9 protein-coding genes and 1 pseudogene are annotated in these 20,943 nt (G+C 58.9%); 6 read left to right on the forward strand and 4 right to left on the reverse strand.

What is annotated here, in order from left to right; genetic code table 11:
* Nucleotides 1–104: 104 nt before the first annotated feature.
* The 3 genes from Mal65_RS12325 (at nucleotide 105) to Mal65_RS12335 (ending at nucleotide 6,560) form a co-directional block, all read left to right on the forward strand.
* Nucleotides 105–2,858 carry an efflux RND transporter permease subunit gene (locus Mal65_RS12325; protein WP_145297878.1) on the forward strand — a complete coding sequence of 918 codons (2,754 nt, stop codon included), beginning with the start codon at nucleotides 105–107 and terminating at the stop codon, nucleotides 2,856–2,858.
* Entirely contained in the window at nucleotides 2,855–4,909 is a 2,055-nt protein-coding gene (locus Mal65_RS12330; protein ID WP_145297881.1) for a hypothetical protein, read from the forward strand. Before Mal65_RS12325 ends, Mal65_RS12330 begins: the two co-directional genes overlap by 4 nt.
* Nucleotides 4,910–5,090: 181 nt before the next feature.
* The gene (locus tag Mal65_RS12335; RefSeq protein WP_196784789.1) at nucleotides 5,091–6,560 is read left to right on the forward strand and encodes an SLC13 family permease; all 1,470 of its coding nucleotides are present in this window, start codon (nucleotides 5,091–5,093) and stop codon (nucleotides 6,558–6,560) included.
* 154 nt (nucleotides 6,561–6,714) lie between these two features.
* Here Mal65_RS12335 and Mal65_RS12340 read toward each other — a convergent pair whose 3' ends face one another.
* Complete coding sequence (locus Mal65_RS12340) at nucleotides 6,715–10,146, reverse strand: type II secretion system protein GspD (protein WP_196784790.1); 3,432 nt, start codon at nucleotides 10,144–10,146, stop codon at nucleotides 6,715–6,717.
* Between the two features lie 419 nt (nucleotides 10,147–10,565).
* Nucleotides 10,566–12,824 (reverse strand): preprotein translocase subunit SecA, encoded by a 2,259-nt coding sequence (locus tag Mal65_RS12345; protein ID WP_145297888.1) that lies wholly within the window; start codon nucleotides 12,822–12,824, stop codon nucleotides 10,566–10,568.
* Between the two features lie 339 nt (nucleotides 12,825–13,163).
* Here Mal65_RS12345 and Mal65_RS12350 point away from each other — a divergent pair, with 339 nt between their 5' ends.
* Nucleotides 13,164–14,552: a BBP7 family outer membrane beta-barrel protein gene (locus Mal65_RS12350; protein WP_165701227.1), complete on the forward strand. Its 1,389-nt coding sequence runs from the start codon at nucleotides 13,164–13,166 to the stop codon at nucleotides 14,550–14,552.
* A gap of 88 nt (nucleotides 14,553–14,640) precedes the next feature.
* Here Mal65_RS12350 and Mal65_RS12355 read toward each other — a convergent pair whose 3' ends face one another.
* Nucleotides 14,641–16,200: a mechanosensitive ion channel domain-containing protein gene (locus tag Mal65_RS12355; protein WP_231131354.1), complete on the reverse strand. Its 1,560-nt coding sequence runs from the start codon at nucleotides 16,198–16,200 to the stop codon at nucleotides 14,641–14,643.
* A 318-nt stretch (nucleotides 16,201–16,518) separates the two neighbouring features.
* Between Mal65_RS12355 and Mal65_RS12360 the strand changes: the two genes are divergently transcribed.
* Together Mal65_RS12360 and Mal65_RS12365 are read left to right on the forward strand one after the other, a co-directional pair.
* A complete protein-coding gene (locus tag Mal65_RS12360) occupies nucleotides 16,519–18,891 on the forward strand; it encodes an arylsulfatase (protein ID WP_145297897.1) in 2,373 nt (790 codons plus the stop codon).
* 773 nt (nucleotides 18,892–19,664) lie between these two features.
* On the forward strand, nucleotides 19,665–20,558 hold the full coding sequence (locus Mal65_RS12365) for an aldo/keto reductase (RefSeq protein ID WP_196784791.1): 894 nt from the start codon (nucleotides 19,665–19,667) through the stop codon (nucleotides 20,556–20,558).
* Nucleotides 20,559–20,592: 34 nt separating this feature from the next.
* Here Mal65_RS12365 and nadA read toward each other — a convergent pair.
* Nucleotides 20,593–20,916: pseudogene (nadA, locus tag Mal65_RS12370) on the reverse strand (quinolinate synthase NadA); the annotation flags it as partial.
* Nucleotides 20,917–20,943: the final 27 nt, after the last annotated feature.

Raw genomic sequence — 20,943 nt, forward strand, 5'->3', positions numbered from 1 at the left:
AAAACTCCCACGCTGACACGCTTGGTTGAACGCTGCTTGTACCGTTAGCATAGCGACAGGTTAACCGGTCGGATCCCCACCTCCATTGAACCCCCCGCGAACGATTGGCTAGCGACAATCCCACCGAAAGTTCGCAGGACGCCCCGTCCGGATTGGGGTCGGCCCGTTTTGACGACGCTGAATCACGGCAAATCGCCCAGCGTTACCGTCGACGGCTGACGATCGGCGCCGTTTTGCTGGTGATCTTGGCCGTTCCCGCGGTCATCCACACGAAATCTGCAATGGACGGATTGGTCAACCGTCCGCCCAATTGGTTACCCGACGACCTGCCCGAAAAGGTTGTCTTCAACCGGTTCATGACCCGGTTCGACTTGGCCGATTTGCTGATGGTCAGTTGGGAGGGGGCGGATTTACAGTCCCCACAGCTGGACGCGGCCGCCGCGATGGTGGATTTGCTTAGTGTCGAAGGCGTGGCGACCGCCGATGGCAAGGTACCGATACGCTTGGTCACCAACGACGACGTGGCTGTCGCGCTGCCTGATGGCTATCCGGTGGACGAAGCCAAGCTGACCGCGATTGCCGGGCGGATCAACGAAATTTTGGTCGAAACCCGTACTGTTTCGGAATTGTCGCCACCGCCGACGGACCTGACCGGCCCCTACCACGATCCGAATTACCCGATCATCTGGGTCCGCAGTGGCGAAGACACCGTGCGGCGGATGATGGCGTCGCCGGCGAACTTTCCCCGCGGTGCGGCTCAGCGGCGGCTGGAAGGATCGATTGTCGGACCCGATGGAGAACAAACGTGTTTGTTGATCGCGTTGACCGACATCGGCGCGACGCATCGGCGGTCCCTGTTGCCACAACTGCGATCCTTGGTCGCCGAAACGGTCGGCAAAGACCCGGACGATCCGACGGCGATCGTGATGGTGGGCGGTCCCATCGACGGGGCGACCGTGGACGATGCCAGCGTGCGGAGTGTCGAATTCTTCGCGCCACCGTCGGCGATCGTGGCCGCGCTGATGTGTTTTCTGTGTCTGCGTTCTTTGCCGCTGACGGCGACGATCGTTTCGATCGCGGTGGTGTGCGAAGGCCTGGTCTTGGCGATCGTTTACTACACCGGCACACCGATGAATGCGGTGTTGATCGTGTTGCCGCCTTTAGTGTTTGTGCTGACGATCTCGTCTGGGATCCACCTTTCGAACTACTACTTTGACGCTGCCGAAGAATTTGCCGACCTGACACCGGCGTTGGCGGCCAAGCGTGCGTTGCGTGCCGGCATGGTGCCCTGTCTGTTGGCGGTCGGGACCACGGTGGTCGGGCTGGGATCGCTGACGTTGGTCCGCTTGCATCCGATCCGTGTCTTTGGATTTGTCGCATCGATTGGCGTGTCGATGTCGCTGCTGTTGTTGCTGTGGTGTCTGCCTGGGGCAATGGTGATGGCGGGCTTTCGCAACGACGATCCGAAACGCCCCAAACGTCCGCCTCGTTTTGTCGCCGCGAAATGGCTGACGCACTGGTTGGCTGAAAAGTACAAAGACTTTGTCCGGGCGCGTTTGGCTCGACCGTGGCCGATGATTTTTGGGTTTGCATTGATCACGCTCGGTGCCGGCCAAGGGCTGACACAACTGGAATCATCCGTCAGCGTTCCGCGGATGTTTTTGCCCGACAGTTTCATTCGGACCCAGTACGACTGGTTCGAAGAAAACATCGGCGCGACCGTCAGTGGTGATCTGTTGGTGACGTTTCCCAAGCCCCCCGCGGTTGTCGCGCCAGACGATGGCGAACAAGTGGATGCACCGGAGTCGACGGAAGCCGTGGATTTGGTCGATCCGCTGGACCAGTTGCGAATCGTTCAGGCGGTCCACAAGGCGGCCATCGATGAACCGCGGATCAGTTCGGTGTTGTCGGCGGCGTCGTTCATCCCGCCGGTCAGCCGCAGTCGTGGGCTTGCCGGATCGGCCAGTCGGACCGTGGCGCGTTCGTTGATCCGGGATCCCGATTCATCACTCGGATCGCTCGGGTTCATTTCGCACAGCGATGATGACTATCTGTGGCGATTGAGTTTTCGGTTGCCGCAGAAGGTCGAAGCGGATTACGGCAGCGATCTGTCTCGCATCGACGCGACGGCCAATGCGGCGCTGGCCGATGCCTTGGCCGCTCTCGAGGTCGATCCGGCGGTGGCGGCAAAGATTGACGTGGATTTGACCGGACAAGTCGCGATCATTCAAAAGGCCCAAGAAGTCATGCTGCGGGATTTGTTCCGCAGCTTCCTGGCCGCCTTCGGTGTCGTCGCGGTGGTCATGGTGTTGTTGTTGAAAAGCGTTCAAGGCGGCTTGATCGCGATGATCCCGAACTTGTTCCCGACCGTCACGATTTTCGGGCTGATGGGTCTGATTCGTTCGCCGCTGGACATCGGGTCGGTGATGACGGCCAGCGTGGCGCTGGGCATCGCAGTCGACGATACCGTTCACTTGTTAAGCCGTTTCGGTTCACGGCGTGCTCGAGGGCTCAGCCTGCCGCGATCGGCGCTTGGTGCGCTGGACCAATGCGGCATCGCGATGTTGGAAACGACAATGATTTGCGGGCTGTCGTTGATGGTGTACTGGTTCAGCGATTTTGTTCCGACCAGCCATTTTGCGGTGCTGATGTTCAGTTTGCTTTCGGCGGCACTGTTCGGCGACGTCTTTTTGTTGCCCGCGATGATGGCCAGCCCGCTGGGCAATTATCTTTCAAGGACGGTCGGGTCGGACCCCGAAGCGTCGTTGACGCATGAGTCCGCCGAATCCACCGATAACTTGATCCACAGCGTTCACGAAGTCCCATGGCAAGATCGCGAAACAATAACGAAATCTTGACTGGCCCGACCTGGATGGGCTTGGCCCGAATCGTCTGCGTCGTGGCAATCATGGTGGGGGCCGCACTGTTCGGTCCGGCCACGCAGTGTCGGGGTGGGCTGGCGGGTGAAAACGTCATTCTGGTCGTCAACGGCAACAGCAAAGCGTCACGGACGGTTGCCAATCACTACGCACACTTGCGTGATATTCCGTCGATCAATGTTGTCGTTTTGGACGATGTGCCGACGGGTTTGTCGGTCTCGTTGAACGACTTTCGTGACCGCATCCTGAAGCCCGTTCTGGAAACACTGAACGAGCGAAAGATCGCCGCCCAGGCTCGGGTGATTTGTTATTCCGCCGGGTTTCCGACTTCCGTCAAGATCAACGAACACACCGCCAAACTGACCGACGAAGACCAGAAGAAGTACCAGCGTCCGTTGGGATCGATCAACGGGCTGACTTACTTGTATCGCTTCCTGTTCGCCGACGATCCGTTGTATTTGGGCTGGGGACCGAACCTGTATTGCCGGGGTGCGATCGAACGCAGTTTTGTGAATCCGTTTGGCGGTGAAAACGGCGAACGTTTTGACCAGGCGGTGGTCGATTTCAACAGCGATGACCCCAAGGCGGCTGCGGAAGCGTTCGCGGATCTGGCCCGGGAATTTCCGACGCTCAGCCCGTTGTCGGTGCGTGCCGCCGAAGCCTACGGTCGCGCCGGTGATACCGCCAACGCGGCCCAGTGGGTCGTCAATGCACTGCGTGCCGGATGGACCAACGCGACGTATCTGCGAGGGTCGGACGACCTGTCGGATGTGGTCAGCATGTCGGCGGTGTCGAAGGCGTTAGATCAAATCAGCGATGCCCCGGCGGTGCTGCAGAGTCCCATCGGCTTTGACAGCCAGTTGGGTTGGACGTCGTCCGGTTATCCGATCCCGGTCACCAAAGGAGGATTGCCGTACATGCAGTCCTGTGTGCTGGGCGTGGTGCATGAGCGAGGCAGCACGGTGGATCAGATCATCGAATACTTGGAATCAGCCGCGTCGGCCGATCGAACGTTTCCCGACGCGGTGTTTGGTTATTCCAAGACCGGTGATGTGCGATCCAAGACTCGGATGCCCGGGCTGCCCGCGGCGCTGGGCCGGTTGTTGTCACAGGGACAAAAGCCGTCAATCTTCAAAAAGCCGTTGCCCGATGACGCGCAAACCTATGCGGGTTTGATGTTGGGCACGGCGACGATGAATTTGCGTGATCGAAACTTTCGCATAGCGCCGGGGGCTATCGCCGAAAGCTTGACCAGTCTGGGGGCCGCGTTCGGAACGGCTTCGCAAACCAAGTTGACCGAGTTGCTGCACGCCGGTGCGGCGATCAGCAGTGGTGCGGTGACCGAACCGTTTTCATTGCAGTTCAAGTTCCCTTTGCCGTCGATCCACGCCTATTACGCCGAAGGGGTCACGGCCATCGAAGCGTTCTATCTAACCTTATCGTCGCCGTATCAGCTGTTGATCGTGGGCGATCCCGTTTGCCAGCCGTTCGCCAAAGCGTCGACCGACACGGTGGCGATGCGGGTTCAGCGGGACGACGACGTCCGGATCTTGATCGAAACCGAAACGCCGCAGTTGTTGGCCGACCCGGTGGCGACCCAGCGGATGGAGATCTTTGCCAACGGTCGGTTCAGCCGAGCGACCAACCCCAGCCGCGAAATCAAATTGCGAATCCCCGATGACGCCAGCGGCGCGGTGGACATTCGATTGGCGTTGATCAGCGGAGGCCCACTGGGGATCCGGCGATCGTACCGCCAGACGCTGGATTTGAAGGGACCGATCGAAACGCCGACGTTGTCCGTTGACGCCTCGGACGCTCAAGTGGTCACGGTTTCGGCAACCGCACCCGGGGCCGATTCGGTGACGTTGAAAATCTGGGGCCAAGACGCCGACAAGGCCGACGGTGCATCGGCAAGCTTTCCGATTTCGCGATCACAGTGGGGCGACGGTCCGCTGCGTGTCCGTTTGGTGGGCAAGTACGGCGACAAGGAAGTCCAAAGCGTGCCATTGGTGATTGGCGACGAAGACTAGTCCGATGTGACGAACCCTTCCCGTAGCTGGATGCGCCAGCATTCGGGCCCGCGCCGCCTTTGAATCCCCAACCCGGCGGCACGTCAAACACGGGCCGAGTCGGCGCTGTTAGATTCGTGCGTTTTCCAGTCCGGCTGACGTTGCCGGTCGTGTTGTCGCGCGAATGATTCGGTCCGGGCACTTGCAATCCAAGCTTTCATCGTGGTTTTTGCCGGCGGCGCCGGTTCTTGCTTTCCTGGTCGGTTCCGCATGTTATTGGAACGGACTGTCGTTGCAGGCAAGTGTTTGCGCGGCGGTCGCGATCATTTGTGCGCTGTGGTGGATTTTCGAATGCCTTCACATCGCGGTCGTCGGCCTGGTCCCCTTCGTCGTCTTTCCACTCGCCGGCGTGGTGTCGCACAAAAGCGTGGCCGCGGCCTACGGCGACACGATGATTCTGTTGTTGATGGGCGGTTTCTTTCTGTCCGCTGCGATGGAACGCAGCGGCGCGCACCGTCGAATCGCGTTGGAAATGGTCCGCTTGGTTGGCGGGACCGGTGGCCGACGTTTGGTGTTGGGATTCATGCTGGCCACCGCATCGTTGTCGATGTGGATTAGCAATTCGGCGACGTCGTTGATGATGTTGCCGATCGCACTTGCGATCTTGGATCGTGCCAACGATCCGACGTTGGAAAAGCCGTTGTTGTTGGGGATGGCTTACGCGGCAAGCGTTGGCGGCATGGCGACGCCGATCGGCACGCCACCCAACGTGATCTTCATGGGCGTGTTGGCATCAACGTTCGATCGCCAAATGACGTTTTTGGGATGGATGATGTACGGCATCCCGATCGTCGCGGTGCTGATCCCGCTGATCTGGTGGTGGGTGACGCGAAAGGTGTCGCAAACCGGACGGATCACGATGCCGAAAGTCGGATCTTGGCGGCCCAGCGAGATCCGGGTGATGATCATCTTTGCGATTGCCGCGGCGCTGTGGATTTTTCGCAAAGGACCCTATGGCGGATGGTCGGCGTGGATGCCCGGCGGCGACTTGATTGGCGATGCGACGGTGGCGCTTGCCGCTTCATTGGCGATGTTCATCTGCCCAGCGGGCGAAACCTTGAAATCGTTTGACAAAAACGATGCTCCGGCCACCGGCAACGTTCCCGCATCGCATCGAGACGACAAGACGCAAACGTCGCGATTGTTGGACTGGGACACCGCAGTACAAATCCCCTGGGGCATCCTGGTGATGTTCGGCGGTGGACTGGCGCTGGCCAAAGGATTCGAGCAATCGGGGCTGAGCGAAACGATCGGCCAACAGTTGACGTTCATTGCTGACGCGCCGCTGTGGGTGGTCGTTTTGACGGTTTGTTTGCTGGTCAGTTTTATGACGGAGATGACCAGCAGCACCGCGACGGCAACGTTGTTGTTGCCGATCCTGGCTGCGATGGCGATCCAAACCGGGATCCGACCCGAATCGATCATGGTGCCGGGGACGATCAGCGCTTCGTGCGCTTTCATGCTGCCGGTGGCAACGGCGCCCAACACGATCATCTTCAGCAGCGGAAAGATCCGCACGGACGAAATGGCACGCACGGGGCTGTTTTTGAACTTGGCTGCCGCGGTCGTGATCACCGTGGTCAGCTATCAGATGTCTGCGTTTGGATTTTAATGTCTGGCAATCGGTCGATCGACACGAACCAGCTGTCAGTGATTGACACAGAACACAAAAAAAGACGCCAGCGAATTGCAGTTCGCTGGCGTCGCACGCGAAGGACCGTGAAAGTCTTCTTGCTGTCAGTTGATTGCCAAAGCCGGCGATGGTCTTAGCGTTGTGATGTGAAACCGGTTTGGGCCAGTTCCTGTTCCTCTTCGATGATGATCCGTGGGGTCACCATCATCATCAGGCTGGACGATTCGCGACCGATACCGACATTGCGGAACAGGCGGCTGACGTACGGAATCTTGCTGAAGAATGGCACACCACGTTCGGTGCGGCCTTCCGACAAACGCTTGATTCCACCCAGCATGATCGTACCACCGTCGGGAACGTTCACGGTCGTGCTGACCGAGGTCGACGCGAACGTCGGCAGCTGAACCGTGGTACCCTCGATGATGTCCTCTTCGGTTTCTTCATCGGTTTCATCGATCGTTCCGTCGCCGTTGGTGTCGCGTTCGGCGGCAACGTTGCGTGACGTGCTGCGACGGCCTTCGAAGGTGAAGGTGTTGACGTCACCGATCTGGCTGAAGAACGGCACCAGGGTCAGTCGCACATAGCGTTTGTCATCGCTGACAACGCCCTGAACTTGCAACTGGGTACCTTCGTTCAGAACGGTGATGATCGGCTGTTGTGCGACGGCAAAGTCACCGACGACCGGGGTGATACTGGTCACGAAAGGACGTGCACTGGTATCGTTGATCGTCGCCAATTGGCCGTCGAACAGGGTGACCTTGGGAGCCTGCATGACGTTGCTTCGTCCGTTTCCTTGCACGGCTTGCAAGAAGAAGAACGCTTCGATGTCCGACAGGATTGCAAAGCCGATCGACGAGGCACTGTTGACGTCGAAGCCGCCGAAGGTTGGCGTCGTCGACTCAAACAAGTTATTGCTAAGCGTGATGTCCAGGTCCGGCGTCGGGATGCCCGGCGAACTCAGACCGATCGTGACTTCGGGGCCGCTGTCGTCATCGGGCAGTTGCGATGCGTTGTCGTCGAAGCTGACATCAAAGTCGACGCCGATTCGTTCGAAGAACGTGTCGCTAAGCGTGATGAAGCGGACTTCGATGGTGATCTGCAGGTTTTGCAGACGACGCAGCGATTCCAGCAGGTCCGAAATCTGGTCGTGAACGTCACTGGTGGTGCTGACGACCAAGGACAGGTTGGCACTGTACGGGAACATGGTGCTGGTACCGCCCATGGCTTCCCACGTTTCCGGTTCGATCGTGGTTTGGATCAGCATCATCAGCTGGCTGAAGTCAGCCATCGATCCACCACCAAGCGGCTCGGATTGCGGGATGCCCGCACCGGTCAAACCGCTGGGCGAATACTGTCCCAGGGCCATCGGGTTGTTCATGCCGTTTTGGTTTCGGGCCATCGGTCCGGCGATGCCGGCACCCAGGTCGGTCGCACTGACCGGCATGACTTGAACGTTGGCAACCGGGTTGGCCATTTGATAGGCCGCTTGCATGGCACTTTGCAGGCCGTTGTCGTTCGACGTTGAAAAGTTCGGGATCGGCGTGACCAAGTCGGTAACACGGTAGGTCACCGGGTAAACGTTGCTGCGTTTAACGTCTTGGGTCGTGATCATCAACACGTCGTTGTCGACCATGTAGGTCAGGTCGTAATCACGAAGCATCAGGTTCAACGCATTCTTCAGCGGGATCGAACCCGGCAAGTCCAGCGTGACGGGCTGGCTGCTGTCCATGCGTTCGGCTTGCAACGCACGGTTGTCGATCACGATCGGAATGTCCGTCAGAGCGCTGATCTGATCCATCACGTTCTTGATGGGCTGATTGACGTAGTTGGCGTCAATCGGCGTGTCCAGCTTCTGATAGATGACTTCTTCCGCTGCGGTGCGACCACGTCCGCGTGCACCGTCTTGCAGACGACGACGTGACATTTCGCTCCAGTCCAACGCGTCGCCGTATTGGAACGGACGCGCCGGGTCCATCGGGACGGCACTTGCGTCGACGCCCAACATTTGGCGGGCGAACCCGTCTTCCTTGTCGGCGGCGATCTCGTTGTACATCTTCATCCGCACACCGGTGCGACTTTTCTGGAACATGTTGATCGCGATGGTGTCGTCGGGCTTCAGCTCGGCAACTTCCTTGGCGATGACTTCGGCTTCTTCGAAGCGTCCTTCACGCATCAGAACGTTGTAGTCGTCGACCAAAGCACTGACTTTGGAATCGATCATCGCTTCGCGAGCGTTCTCTTCGTCGATCGATCGACGAACCGCATCATTTTGCAGTTCCAGATCGATTTCGGCTCGGTGAGCTTCGACATAGGTTTGTTGATCCCGCAGGGCTCGTTCGACCATGCTGGCCAGCGAACGCTTGGATGCTTGGTCGACGTTGGCACCTTCGACGCGACGCAACAACGATTTCAAGTTGTCGATTGCTTCGAGCGGTTGATCGGTCTTGATGTCGTTGGTCTTGGCCAATTCGGCGGTGACTTCGCGGTACAGTCGACGGGTCGCACGTTGTGCTTCCATGTCGGCCTTTTCCATCGCCGTCAGCGGGCGATTCGGCTCGGTCACGCCGGCGGTGGGCAAACGTGATGGTTGCACCAGCGTAAGCTTGTCTTGCAGCGATCGACGCGTTTCAAGCGGCAATTGCGATTCGTATTTCCAAGCCTCGACGAACTTCTCACGGGCGGCTTTGGCGTCGCCCTTTGACAACAGCTCCATGCCTTCGCCGTAAAGCTGTTCGCCATAGGTGCCGGTGCCGACCGTGACCGGAACAGCGTTTTGCACCTGAGCGATCTGGGCGTCGGCTTGACCTGGGGCGGCACCGTTGAACGGCGTTTGCATGACATTGCCGGCGTCCGATGTGCCGGCGGTCATGGCAACGCCCGATTTGCTGGCGGCCGACTTGGCGTCCAACATGAATTGCCAGACGCGAGGTTCGCCGGCGGCATAAGCCGATTCGGGAACGTTCAGCGATTCGGCGCGGTGGGCCATCGTGACGGCGGTGGCGATGTCGCCACGATCAAGTGCGGCGCGTCCGACGGCGATCAATCGCAGGGCTTCGGCCTTGCGAGTGTTCACGTCGGCCGGTGCCGCAGCGGCGATCGGCGTGGCGCCGCCGACGCTGAAGTTCTTCGGCGGCGACAACAATTCCTTGTCGACACCGGCGTCGGCCAGTTGTTTGGACAGTCGCAAGACGTCCGGACCCAGTGCGGGGACGGTCGCGGTCATCTTGCCGGCTTCGCGGTAATGCTTCACCGCGGTGGCGTAGTCTTTGGCGGCGACCGCTGCTTTGGCTTTCTGGATCAACGCTTTACCGGCGCTGATCGATGCCGCGGCGGGTGCCGAAGCTTCGGTGGCGGGAGCGGTCGACAATTCGCCGGGTAAGGCGAACTGTGCGACGGCGTTGCCGGCCAGCATGTGGGGCGCGACGGCGAACGCGGCCGCGACCTGCAAGACGGCCAGTCGACGTCGAATCCGTGGTTTGCGGTTCCGTGGCAACGAGAAACCGGTGCAACGCTTACACCCGGTCGGTTGCCCTGTTGCGGTATTCTCGGGGATTGGGCGATTCAACGCGACTCTCCTTCTTCGCGGTGAGACTTCGATACGATTCGGTTCGATCTTCGGGTTGCCGATTCAGGCGTCTCGAACATTCAATAGTCCGATCTCGCGATTCGTTCGGGGCGATGGCGTCTTCCATGGCCAATCGTCATCCCGCCGCGGCGAATCATGCCGACTCTGGGGGCTCGGTCCGGTTTTGGCTTGGCCGCCGGACTATCGGAAGACGGCCGCGTGGTTTTTCCCAGCGTTTGGGAATTACCACCCGGCGATCATCCATCGCCTCCAGAAACACGATCCTCCGCCACATCGGTCGCAGAGAAGTTCCCTGGTTACGCAGGGGAATACGAAGCGACGAAAACATGCGTCAAGGGCAGTTGGTGGAAAATGATCTTGAAAATTTTCAGATCACCCGTTCCCAGCACTGCGGCGGATCAATCCGGCGTGTCCAGATAAGGGTCCTGGCCGATTTCACGCTGCATTTTCTTGCGTTCCTTTTCGTGGTGCATCAACACCATCCGGTCGCGAAAGTGCTTGCGTTCGACCTTTCGTTGGGCTTTGCGGAACATCTTGGCGTACTGGTTGGCCGCACCACGCAGGTTTTCGCCTTTGGTTTTCATCCGCTTGGCTTTTTCCACGCCCAATCCGACTTTCAAGATGTCGTCGTCCAGCGACAGGTATTGTCGATACGATCCTTGGTCACCTTGGCGTCCACAACGGCCGATCAACTGGCGGTCGATCCGCGCGGCGTCGTGAAGTTCCGTGCAGATGACGTGCATCCCGCCCAGGGCTTCGATTTCGTCCGACAGTTTGATGTCCGTACCGCGTCCGGCCATGTTCGTCGCCACGGTGACCTTGCCGCGTGCGCCGGCGGCCGAAACGATTTCCGCTTCGCGTTCGACGTTGTTCGCGTTCAAGACTTCGTGCGGAATGTTGATCTCGTTCAACAAGCGTGAAACGATTTCGCTCTTGTCGATCGATCGCGTCCCGATCAGCACCGGTCGCCCGGTTTCATGGATGCGTTTCACTTCGTCGACGATGGCTTCGAACTTGGCCAACATGTCGCCGAACACCTGGTCGGGCAACTGTTTCCGCTGGGGCGGACGGTTGGTCGGGACACGGATGACCGGCGTGCGATAGATCTTCTTCATCTCCGCGGCACTGGTTGCCGCGGTTCCCGTCATGCCGGCCAGGTGGGGATAACGCAAAAAGAGGTCTTGGACGGTGATCCGAGCCGCTTGGCCGGTGGGAACACTGATTTCAATGTTTTCTTTGGCTTCGATCGCTTGGTGAATGCCGTCACGCCACTTGCGTCCTTCGGCCAAACGTCCCGTGAATTCGTCGACGATCACGATTTCGTCAGTGCCCTGATCGCCCGGACGGACGACGTACTGGCGGTTCAGCAGGAATTCCTGGGCGACCTTGATGGCCCGTTCGGTGTATTCGTACAAATCCACCAAGCCCATCGTGCGGACCAAGTCAGGTTTGGGCAGCGATCGGACCTTTTGACGTCCGCGAGCGGTCAATTCGTACTGTTTGGTCTCGTTGTCGATGTCGTAGTGTTCGTCTTCTTCGTATTCTTCGGCGTGTTGAGCCGCCCAGCGGTACGTTTCGACGATCTGGTCACGCACGTTGTCTTCGATGCTGCCGATGATCAGCGGCGTTCGAGCTTCGTCGATCAGAATGCTGTCCGCTTCGTCGACCAGACAGAAATGCATGCCTCGCATCACCGGTTGGTCACCGCTGCCGGAAAAACCACCGGCACCATCGCCCAGCGATTCGGTCTGCATGCGGTTCTGGGCACGCAACAGAAGCCGGTCACGCAAAAAGTCGAATCCAAATTCTTTGGCCGTCCCGTACGTCACGGCCGCGGCATAAGATTTTCGTCGTGATCCTTGGTCGTCAGGCGTTTGAATGATCCCGACGTTGACGCCCAGCATGGCATACAGCGGCTGCATCCATTCGGCGTCACGTTTGGCCAAGTAGTCGTTGACCGTCGCCAGGTGGGCGCCTTTGCCGACCAGCGAATGCAAATACAGCGGCAGGGTCGCGGTCAGCGTTTTGCCTTCCCCCGTTTGCATTTCGGCGATGTGGCCTTCGAACAGCGAAATGCCGCCGATCATTTGCACGTCGTAGTGCCGCATCGACAGGGCGCGTCGACCGGCTTCGCGAGCCAGCGCATAGGCCTCGGGCAACAACATGCCCAGCTTTTCGCCGGCCATCGCACGATAACGAAGCGCCAACGAACGTTTCCGCAGCGACGCGTCGTCTTCGGGTTGCAGAACGCTTTCGAATTCGTTGATCCGAGCCAGCTGGGCACGCCAGCGGCTCATTTTCAGCCGCGCACCCTTGGCGGTCAGCCGATTGGTCTGCTTCGCCGCCCCACGTCGCTTGTTCGCCTGGTTGTCGGCCGATTCGTCGGTCGCAACGGCGGGAAGCTCCGCCGGCAGTTCCGCGGGAAGGTCGGCCGAGGGCTCGGTCACATCTTCATCGGGCAGGGCCAAGGCGTCGGCGACCGGATCGGACGCTGGGCCTTCGTCGCCGAATGGATCGGTTCCGGCTGGTTGATTGCCATCACCCGCGGCATCGGCCGGCGGCTTCGCATCGCCGGGTGTGGACGCGGATGCGTTGTCGGCCGTGGGATCGGGAACCGTTTCGTCGGTCGCGTCGCGGCTGGTGGGGCTTGATGACACGGGACGTGCTGGCTCCGAAAGGCGTGGAAAGACGAAGGAAAAAAATTTTCGGCTTTGACGACATGTGAAACGCCCAGTTTAACGAACAAGGTCCGCAAACGAACCGATTCGAAGGGGCGATTGGCCTGTCCCGCCCGAGATGGGTGTCAAGATGGGAGGGTTATGTCAAGTCTGCCAAGCGTTCCCACCGTTCTGAACGTCCGGCTTGGTGCGGTCGATCTACTGGGACTAGTCATACCAGTATTCCCGGACTGCACGAGACGTCCTATGAAAACCATTTTGCGAGGCTCCCGCAGTCTCCTCAAGGCATCGAGCCGAGGCAAACGGCTGGCAACAGCAATGTTGCTGTCCGTCGTGGCTTCGTCTGCGATGACGGCCCAGGCACAAGATAGCATTGGCGATCTGAGCGGATACACCGACGAAGATTTCTATGCCGCCGAAGCCGCGTACGAATCCGAACAGTATTCGGCCGGCGACCTGAACACCAAATCGTCCCCGACCGAGGTCGATTACGCACCGATCAGCTACAGCGACATGGCCACCGTGCCCACACCGATGCCCATCGGTTCGGCCTACGACGGTGGTTGTTCGCCGACCAGCACGGTCAGCTGTTCAGCGCCCGCTTGCAAGCCCAAGCGGCGCAAGATCGGATCGCTGGCGACCTGCCAAGCCAGCGACATGTGGACCACCGCCGAATTTTTGATGTGGTTCCCGCAAGCCCGCACCAGCGCACCGTTGATCACCACGGCGCCTCCCGGATTGGCGCCCATCATCGGGCCGGCCTACCCGGACACCCAAGTCGTCTTTGGCGGCGAAGACGGACTGGGCGGCGATCTGACCCCCGGCTTCCGTATCGACGCTGGTAAATACCTCAGCAAGAACTTTGGCATCGGCGGACGCTTCTGGTTCTTGGGCGAAGACGAAGCATCCTATTCGGCCCAAAGCGATGGGACCGCGTTCAACTTGGGACGCCCGATCTACGACACCAACGCCAGCCAGAACGACGCCATCTTGGTTGGCGCGACCGACGTCGGCGGCAACACGCTGTTCGCCGGTTCGATCACCGCCGAAAGCAAGCTGGAAATGATCGCCGGTGAAGCTTACGGACGATTGATGTTCGCCTGTGGCGATGAATACCGCACCGACCTGATTGGCGGTTACACCTACTTCGGCATCGACGATTCGCTGTTCATCGAAAGCACCAGCGTCGAAGTGACCCCGCCGACCGGTGACTCGTTCACCTTCAGCGACACGTTCACCGCCAACAACGATTTCCACGGCGGACAAATCGGTTTCGAAACCACGCTGTCACGCGGCCGCTGGATGTTCAGCACGTTGACCAAGGTCCACTTGGGGAACATGAACCAACAGCTCAGCCTGCAAGGCACGGCCACCGAAACGGTTGCCGGAACCCCGCCGACCGTCACCGTCACCGACGGTGGTTTGCTGGCCTTGGATTCACAAGGCGAATACGAACGTGACGTGTTCGCGTTCGTTCCCGAAGCCAACGTCAAACTGGGCTATCGCTTCCGTGATCACGTGCTGTTCACCGCCGGCTACAGCTTCCTGTACTGGAGCAACGTGGCCACCGCTGGTGAGTACGTGAACCCCGTGTTCGATGCCACGACACGTGCGACCGGAGGACCGTTTGGTCAGCCGCCGCTGGTCTGGAAAGACAGCAGCCTGATCGTCCAAGGCATCGACCTGGGCGTCGTCATCGACTTCTGATTGCCACCACCAATCGGGAATACTGGAACGACCAAAGTGTGCCTGAGCTGAAAAGTTCAGGCATGCTTTTTTTATGCGCCCGCGGCACCTACGACTGATACACGTGCACGTCTTGTTGGGGGAACGGAATCGAAATGCCGGCTTCGTCGAAACGGCGTTTGACCTCGCGCGTGACTTCCGTTTTCACTTGCCACCAATCCGCGGTACGTGCCCAGGGCCGGCAAACGATGTTCACCGACGAATCGGCCAACGCGTGCGTGATCACCACCGGCTCCGGACTGGACAGCACCAGTTCGTGGTTCTTCAAAACATCCATGATGATCTGCTCGGCCTGTTCGAAATCGTCGCCGTATCCGATCCCGAATTCCAAGTCCACGCGGCGGGTGTGGTTTGCGGTGATATTGGTGATCACGTTGTTCCAAATCTCATTATTGGGAACATAGATCGTTTGGTTGTCGAATGTACGAAAGGTCGTCGACACCAAATTCATCTTGTGCACCTTGCCGGTGACTCCGCCCGCATTGACCACGTCTTCAACGTCAAACGGTCGGTTGATCAGAATCATCAAACCACTGGCGAAATTGCTTAGCGTTTGCTGCAGTGCCAGACCGACGACCAAACCGGTTGCCCCGATCGCTGCGATGATCGGGGCGATGTCGATTTCCAAAGCCGTCAGAGCCACCGCGAATCCGACCAGCAAAAACACGTTGCGAATCGTGCCCGAAATCAGTCGTTCGGCCAACTGGGACAAACGAATCTTTCGATCCAGCAACCAATTGACGATCGATGCCAGGATTTTGGAAAGCACCCATGACACGATCAAAATGGCAACGAACTTGACCAAGTTCCAAGCCCAACGCTGGCCGCCCTCACGCGCGACAAACCAACCGGTGATGGCCGACCAAGTCGCGGTGGCATCCGATGCATCCAAATCGACGCCGGATACGGCCAACACGTATTGCCGATACGTTTCCACCTCGCCGCCTTTGGCCTGCAGCGAATCCAGGACGATTTCCAAGCGGTCGCTGATCGCCGTTCGTTCGTCTTGGAGGGTCGCGACAGATTCCAGCAATTCGGTTTTCAACGTTTCTGCGGCGGCCGTCGCGTCATCGTCGGACGTTGCCTCGTCTGCTTCCGCTTGCGGATCGGCGTCGTCACCGGGCGGATCTTCTTCGTCCGCCTCGTCTTCCGTTGCATCCGGATCCGTGATGTCAGCCGCGTCAGCGGTCGGACCCAGCGTGCTCTTGGCGGTTTCGGCCATCTCCTGTTCGACTTCTTTCGCGCTGGCGTCGGCCGCCTGCTTGGATGCTTCGGCCTTCTGCAGGATGTCCGCCGCCTGCGTCGGATCCTTCGACTCGATCGCGCTGTTGGTCTTCTTCACCGACAGCTTGGCCGCTGCGATCTGACGCGCTTTGTTCTTCAGCAATTTGAACCAAGCGTCGGCTTCCACCTTCAGCTCGTCTTGATCCAGCGGGCGGACCAAGACCCGCAGGACGTCCAGAGGCACCTCCGGGTTGATCGTCGTCGTGGGTTGGGGCGCTGGCGATTCGGCAGTGGATGCCTCTTTCGACACCGATGCATCTTGAGCGACGGCCGTTCCGACGGCGAAGCACAGCAGAAAGGTCAGGATGAATCGTGAATCAGACAATAATGAACGGATCATTCGTACACGCGTGCGAATCGGATGGGGACGGAATGGCGATCAATCGTTACCTGCAAGACAGTACGAATGATCGAAACGACGACAACCGGTCGCATCCAAACCAATCTCCAGTGCCGTCTATCGCACCGTCGTCGCGTGTCGCTGCGCGAAAGTAAAGCACGACCCACAACTGCTAAACCCGCGTCACGCGATGCCGTTCGCTGTCATCCACTCGTTCTGGGTGTACACTGACACCCACACCGGTCGTCACTCTGGCGGCCTCTTTTCCAGCGGCTCAACTTCTGATTCATCGGGCAACCTTTTATGAGACACTTCGGCCCTCTGTTCCTGGTCAACACCATTGTGCTGTGTGCTTTGACTCTGGATCCCGCCTGCGGGCAATCGATTCCGGATGACGGATCGGTGTTGCCGTTTCCGCCGCAACCGATGGCAAGCGTGACCCAACCGCGACTGCAAGATTCGACCATGCAGTGGCCCAATCCGAAGGAGCGATTGCCCGATGACGCGCCCAACATTCTGGTCATCCTGATCGACGATGTCGGCTTCGGTGTGGCGGAAACGTTCGGCGGCGAAGTCCACACGCCGACGCTTTCCAAGCTGGCCGACGAAGGGTTGCGGTACAACTGTTTTCACACGACCGCCATTTGTTCGCCGACGCGAGCATCATTGCTGACCGGACGAAATCACACTCGCGTCAGTTCAGGGACGATCGCCGAACGCGCGGTAGCGTTCGACGGATACACCGGCGTCATCCCCAAGACGGCTGCCACTTTCGCCGAAGTGCTGAAGCATTATGGGTATCACACATCGGCGTTCGGTAAATGGCACAACACGCCGGCGACCGAAACCACCGCGATGGGGCCCAAAGATCGATGGCCAAACGGTTACGGATTTGAATATTTCTATGGCTTCCTGGCCGGCGAAACTTCGCAATGGGAGCCTCGGTTGGTTGAAAACTACAACTTCGTCGAACCACCGATCGACGAAAGCTATCACTTGACCGAAGATCTGGTCGACAAGGCGTTGAACTGGCTGGACGAACGACAGTCGTTTGCACCGGATAAGCCGTTTCTGATGTACTGGGCACCCGGTGCAGTTCATGGTCCCCACCACGTGTTCCCCGAGTGGGCCGACAAGTACAAGGGCAAGTTTGATGACGGCTGGGACGCCTATCGCAAACGCGTCCATCAACGCCAGTTAGAAATGGGCATCATTCCGCCGGGGACGCAACTGACGCCCCGCGATGAAACGATGGCGGCTTGGGACGACATCCCGCCGGAACAGTTGGCGTTTCAACGACGCGGTATGGAAATCTACGCCGGGTTCGTGGAGCACACCGACACGCAAGTCGGCCGTCTGGTGGAAGGTCTGGAATCGCGTGGGCTGCGGGAAAACACGTTGGTCATCTACATCTGGGGCGACAACGGATCCAGCGCCGAAGGGCAAAACGGATCGATCAGCGAATTGCTGGCCCAAAACAATATCGCCAACACGGTGCAGCAACAGTTGGACGCGCTCGAAAAGATCGGCGGTCTGGATGCCTTGGGAACGCCAAAGACGGACAATATGTATCACGCCGGTTGGGCGTGGGCCGGCAGCACGCCGTTCAAAGCCACCAAGCTGGTGGCGTCGCACTTCGGCGGCACCCGAAATCCGATGGTCGTGTCATGGCCAAAGAAGATTCGTCCCGATGGCAACATCCGGAACCAATTCCATCACGTCATTGATATCGCGCCGACCATATATGAGATTCTGGGAATCGCGCCACCCGATCAGGTCAACGGCCAGAAGCAAATTCCTATCGACGGAACCAGTTTGGCATACACTTTTGAATCTCCGGACGCCGCCGGTCAAAAGGATGCCCAATTCTTTGACAACAACGGCAGCCGTGGCATCTATCGTGATGGCTGGTTCGCCTGCACGTTCGGACCGCTGATCCCATGGAACACACCGGCGTCGGCGCCAAGGATCAAAGCCTGGGATTCCGCGACGGACGCCTGGGAACTTTATCGCCTGGAAGATGATTTTTCTCAGGCCAAAGATTTGGCGGCGGCCGAGCCGGAGAAGCTTGAAGAGCTGAAAGATCAGTTCGCCACGATGGCGGAGAAAAACCAGGACTTTCCCATCGGCGCGGGCTTGTGGCTTCGCTTGTACCCGCAAGATCGTATCGCCACGTCGTATCGACGCTGGGAGTTCACCGGAAATACACGCCGTATGCCGGAGTTCGCGGCGCCGGGGCTCGGACGTGAAAGCAATACGGTCACCATCAAAGTCGATTTGCAGGAAAACGCCGACGGCGTGTTGTACGCACTGGGCGGTGCCGGCGGCGGTTTGACGTTGTACTTGCAAGATGGTCGTTTGAAGTACCTATACAACCTGTTCATCATTGAACAGTACACGGCGGAAACGACCGAGCCGCTGGCGGCGGGCCCCCACACGATTCAGGTCGTGACTCAGATTGAGGGTCCAGGACAGTCAGGCACAGTCAATTTGGTGGTCGATGATCAGCACGTCGCGTCGACAGCATTGAAGCGAACCGTACCGGCGGCGTTCACCGCCAGCGAAACGCTTGACGTGGGGCTCGATCTGGGATCCACCGTCTCGCTGGACTATCTGCAGCAGCGTCCTTACGAAATCGAAGGCACCATCGACAGCGTTGTCGTCACCTTGGATTGATCCAACGACCATCGTTGGCTTCCGCTGCTGCGATGAAGGAATGGTTGATCAGAAATCCATAGCCCATGACGGAGGCTTCGTCGGCAAACACGTTCTGATTTGTGTCATCGGGAAGTGAGACTTCTCGAGTCAGCTACAAGGGACGTACTCAGGTTATGAAAATGGTAGGGGTCGTTGGCGGATGCCCAGGCTGATTTGCGTGCGGCGATGACGGGCTCGCGAGAGCTTCGGCCAGCGAGCATGTTCAACGCTCGATGGATTTCGTGAACTCTCGATCCGTGAGACGGTGTCGGGGCATTGGACTTCCTCCTTGGAGCACTTTGGTAGGTACTCCGGGACGCTGTTCAACGCGTTCCATTTTCGCCAGATCAGTTTGTAAAACATTGCCTGGTGTTCTTTTCGCTTGCTCTTTTTGGACGACGAATGTAGCGAATCAACAAGCGACGGTCACTGGACGCTGCGAACGATTGATTGGGACTTTTGGTCGTCTTGCCCATGGAATCGCGATGCCATGGGGAAGCTTTTGGTAACACATACCCGATCGGGCAACGGACAATGCCGGCGACGCCGGGCTACTGCGAAATTCGCATGATGAGGGGTGATGAGTCGGGCCGCATCTGAGATAATCCGCCGTGCCGGATTCACCGCTGAAAGTTCGGTTTACTTTTGACCGGGGCCTCGGCCCAGATGATCACCGAACACGTCGGCTTGAATCGCCGGATGATCCACGTTCGCATCTCAAACGCAGCCACCCACCAAAGCACCATATCAAGATGTCAGTCATCCTCGGACTCTGGCCGATCGCCGGCGTGACCACCGTCGGCGTCAGCCGTGATGATGCCCGATCGACGATCGCCGCGGCCATCGATGCTGGCATACGGCGATTCGATACCGCATACAGCTATGGGTATGACGGCGAGAGTGATCGGTTGATCGGTGAGTTTCTGCAGGCCGATCGTGATTCCTTTGAACTGATCGGCAAAGCCGGGCAACGTTGGACGCCGGATCGCAAACGCGTTGTCGATGGACGGCCGCAGACTCTGACCGCCGACGTCGAAGAATCGCTTCGTCGCGCAGGTCTGGATCACTTCGATGTGCTGATGTTGCACAGCCCCGATCCCGACGTGCCGCTGTCCGAATCCGCTGCGGCGATCGATACAATGCGTCGTAGCGGAAAAGCCAAACGCATCGGCATTTGCAACGCGGATGAAAACCAGCGGAAACAGTTCGCCGCCGTCGCGGGATGCGATGCGATTCAGTGCCCGTTGAACTTGTTGCAGCAAGATTCACTGGACACATTGATTCGCCCGGCCGCGGCCGACGGTGCCCAGTGTCACGTGTACTGGACGTTGATGAAGGGCTTGTTGGCCGGAAAGATCGGCCGCGATCATCAGTTTCCCGAAGGTGACAGCCGGCCCAAATACGATGTCTTTCAGGGAGAGAAACGCGAAAGAGCGCACCGGATCGTTGATGCATTGCGCGACATCGGTTCAGGGATCGGTCGCAGCGTTGCCAGTCTGTCCATCGGCTGGGCGGTCAGCCAGGACGGCGTCTCCGGTGCACTGGTCGGTGCGCGTCGGCCTGATCAGATTTTGGAAACGGCCGACGCGACCGCCTTGGACGCATCGACGCTGGCGCAGATCGATCAATTGTTGGCCGACGTCTAGCGAGCGGCTGAATTGTTGAATCCGTTCAGCCCGTTTACTTCACCTTCAGCATCCGCTGCAGTGCGACCAAGCTGTGATGCGTCGTTTCATCGTCGACCAGGATTTGGTTGACCACGCATCCGTCACGCAGGTTTTCCAGGCACCAGCACAGGTGGGCCAAGTCGATCCGGTACATCGTCGCGCACATGCAGACGACCGGCGACAAGAAATGAATTTCCTGTTCGGGGTGCTCCGCCTTCAGCCGGTTGACCAAGTGCAATTCCGTGCCGATCGCCCACTTCGTTCCCGGCGGGCTGTTGCGAACCGTGTCGATGATCTTTCCGGTGCTGCCGCTGACATCGGCGATGTCGTTGACTTCGAAACAGCCTTGTTCTTGTGTGAACAA

The sequence above is a fragment of the Crateriforma conspicua genome (assembly GCF_007752935.1).
Classification (GTDB): domain Bacteria; phylum Planctomycetota; class Planctomycetia; order Pirellulales; family Pirellulaceae; genus Crateriforma; species Crateriforma conspicua.

Excerpts from the sequence above, each read along its gene's own strand:
- Mal65_RS12360 (WP_145297897.1), top strand. The coding sequence starts at position 16,519 with ATGAGACACTTCGGCCCTCTGTTCCTGGTCAACACCATTGTGCTGTGT.
- Mal65_RS12350 (WP_165701227.1), top strand. The coding sequence starts at position 13,164 with ATGTTGCTGTCCGTCGTGGCTTCGTCTGCGATGACGGCCCAGGCACAA.
- Mal65_RS12365 (WP_196784791.1), top strand. The coding sequence starts at position 19,665 with ATGTCAGTCATCCTCGGACTCTGGCCGATCGCCGGCGTGACCACCGTC.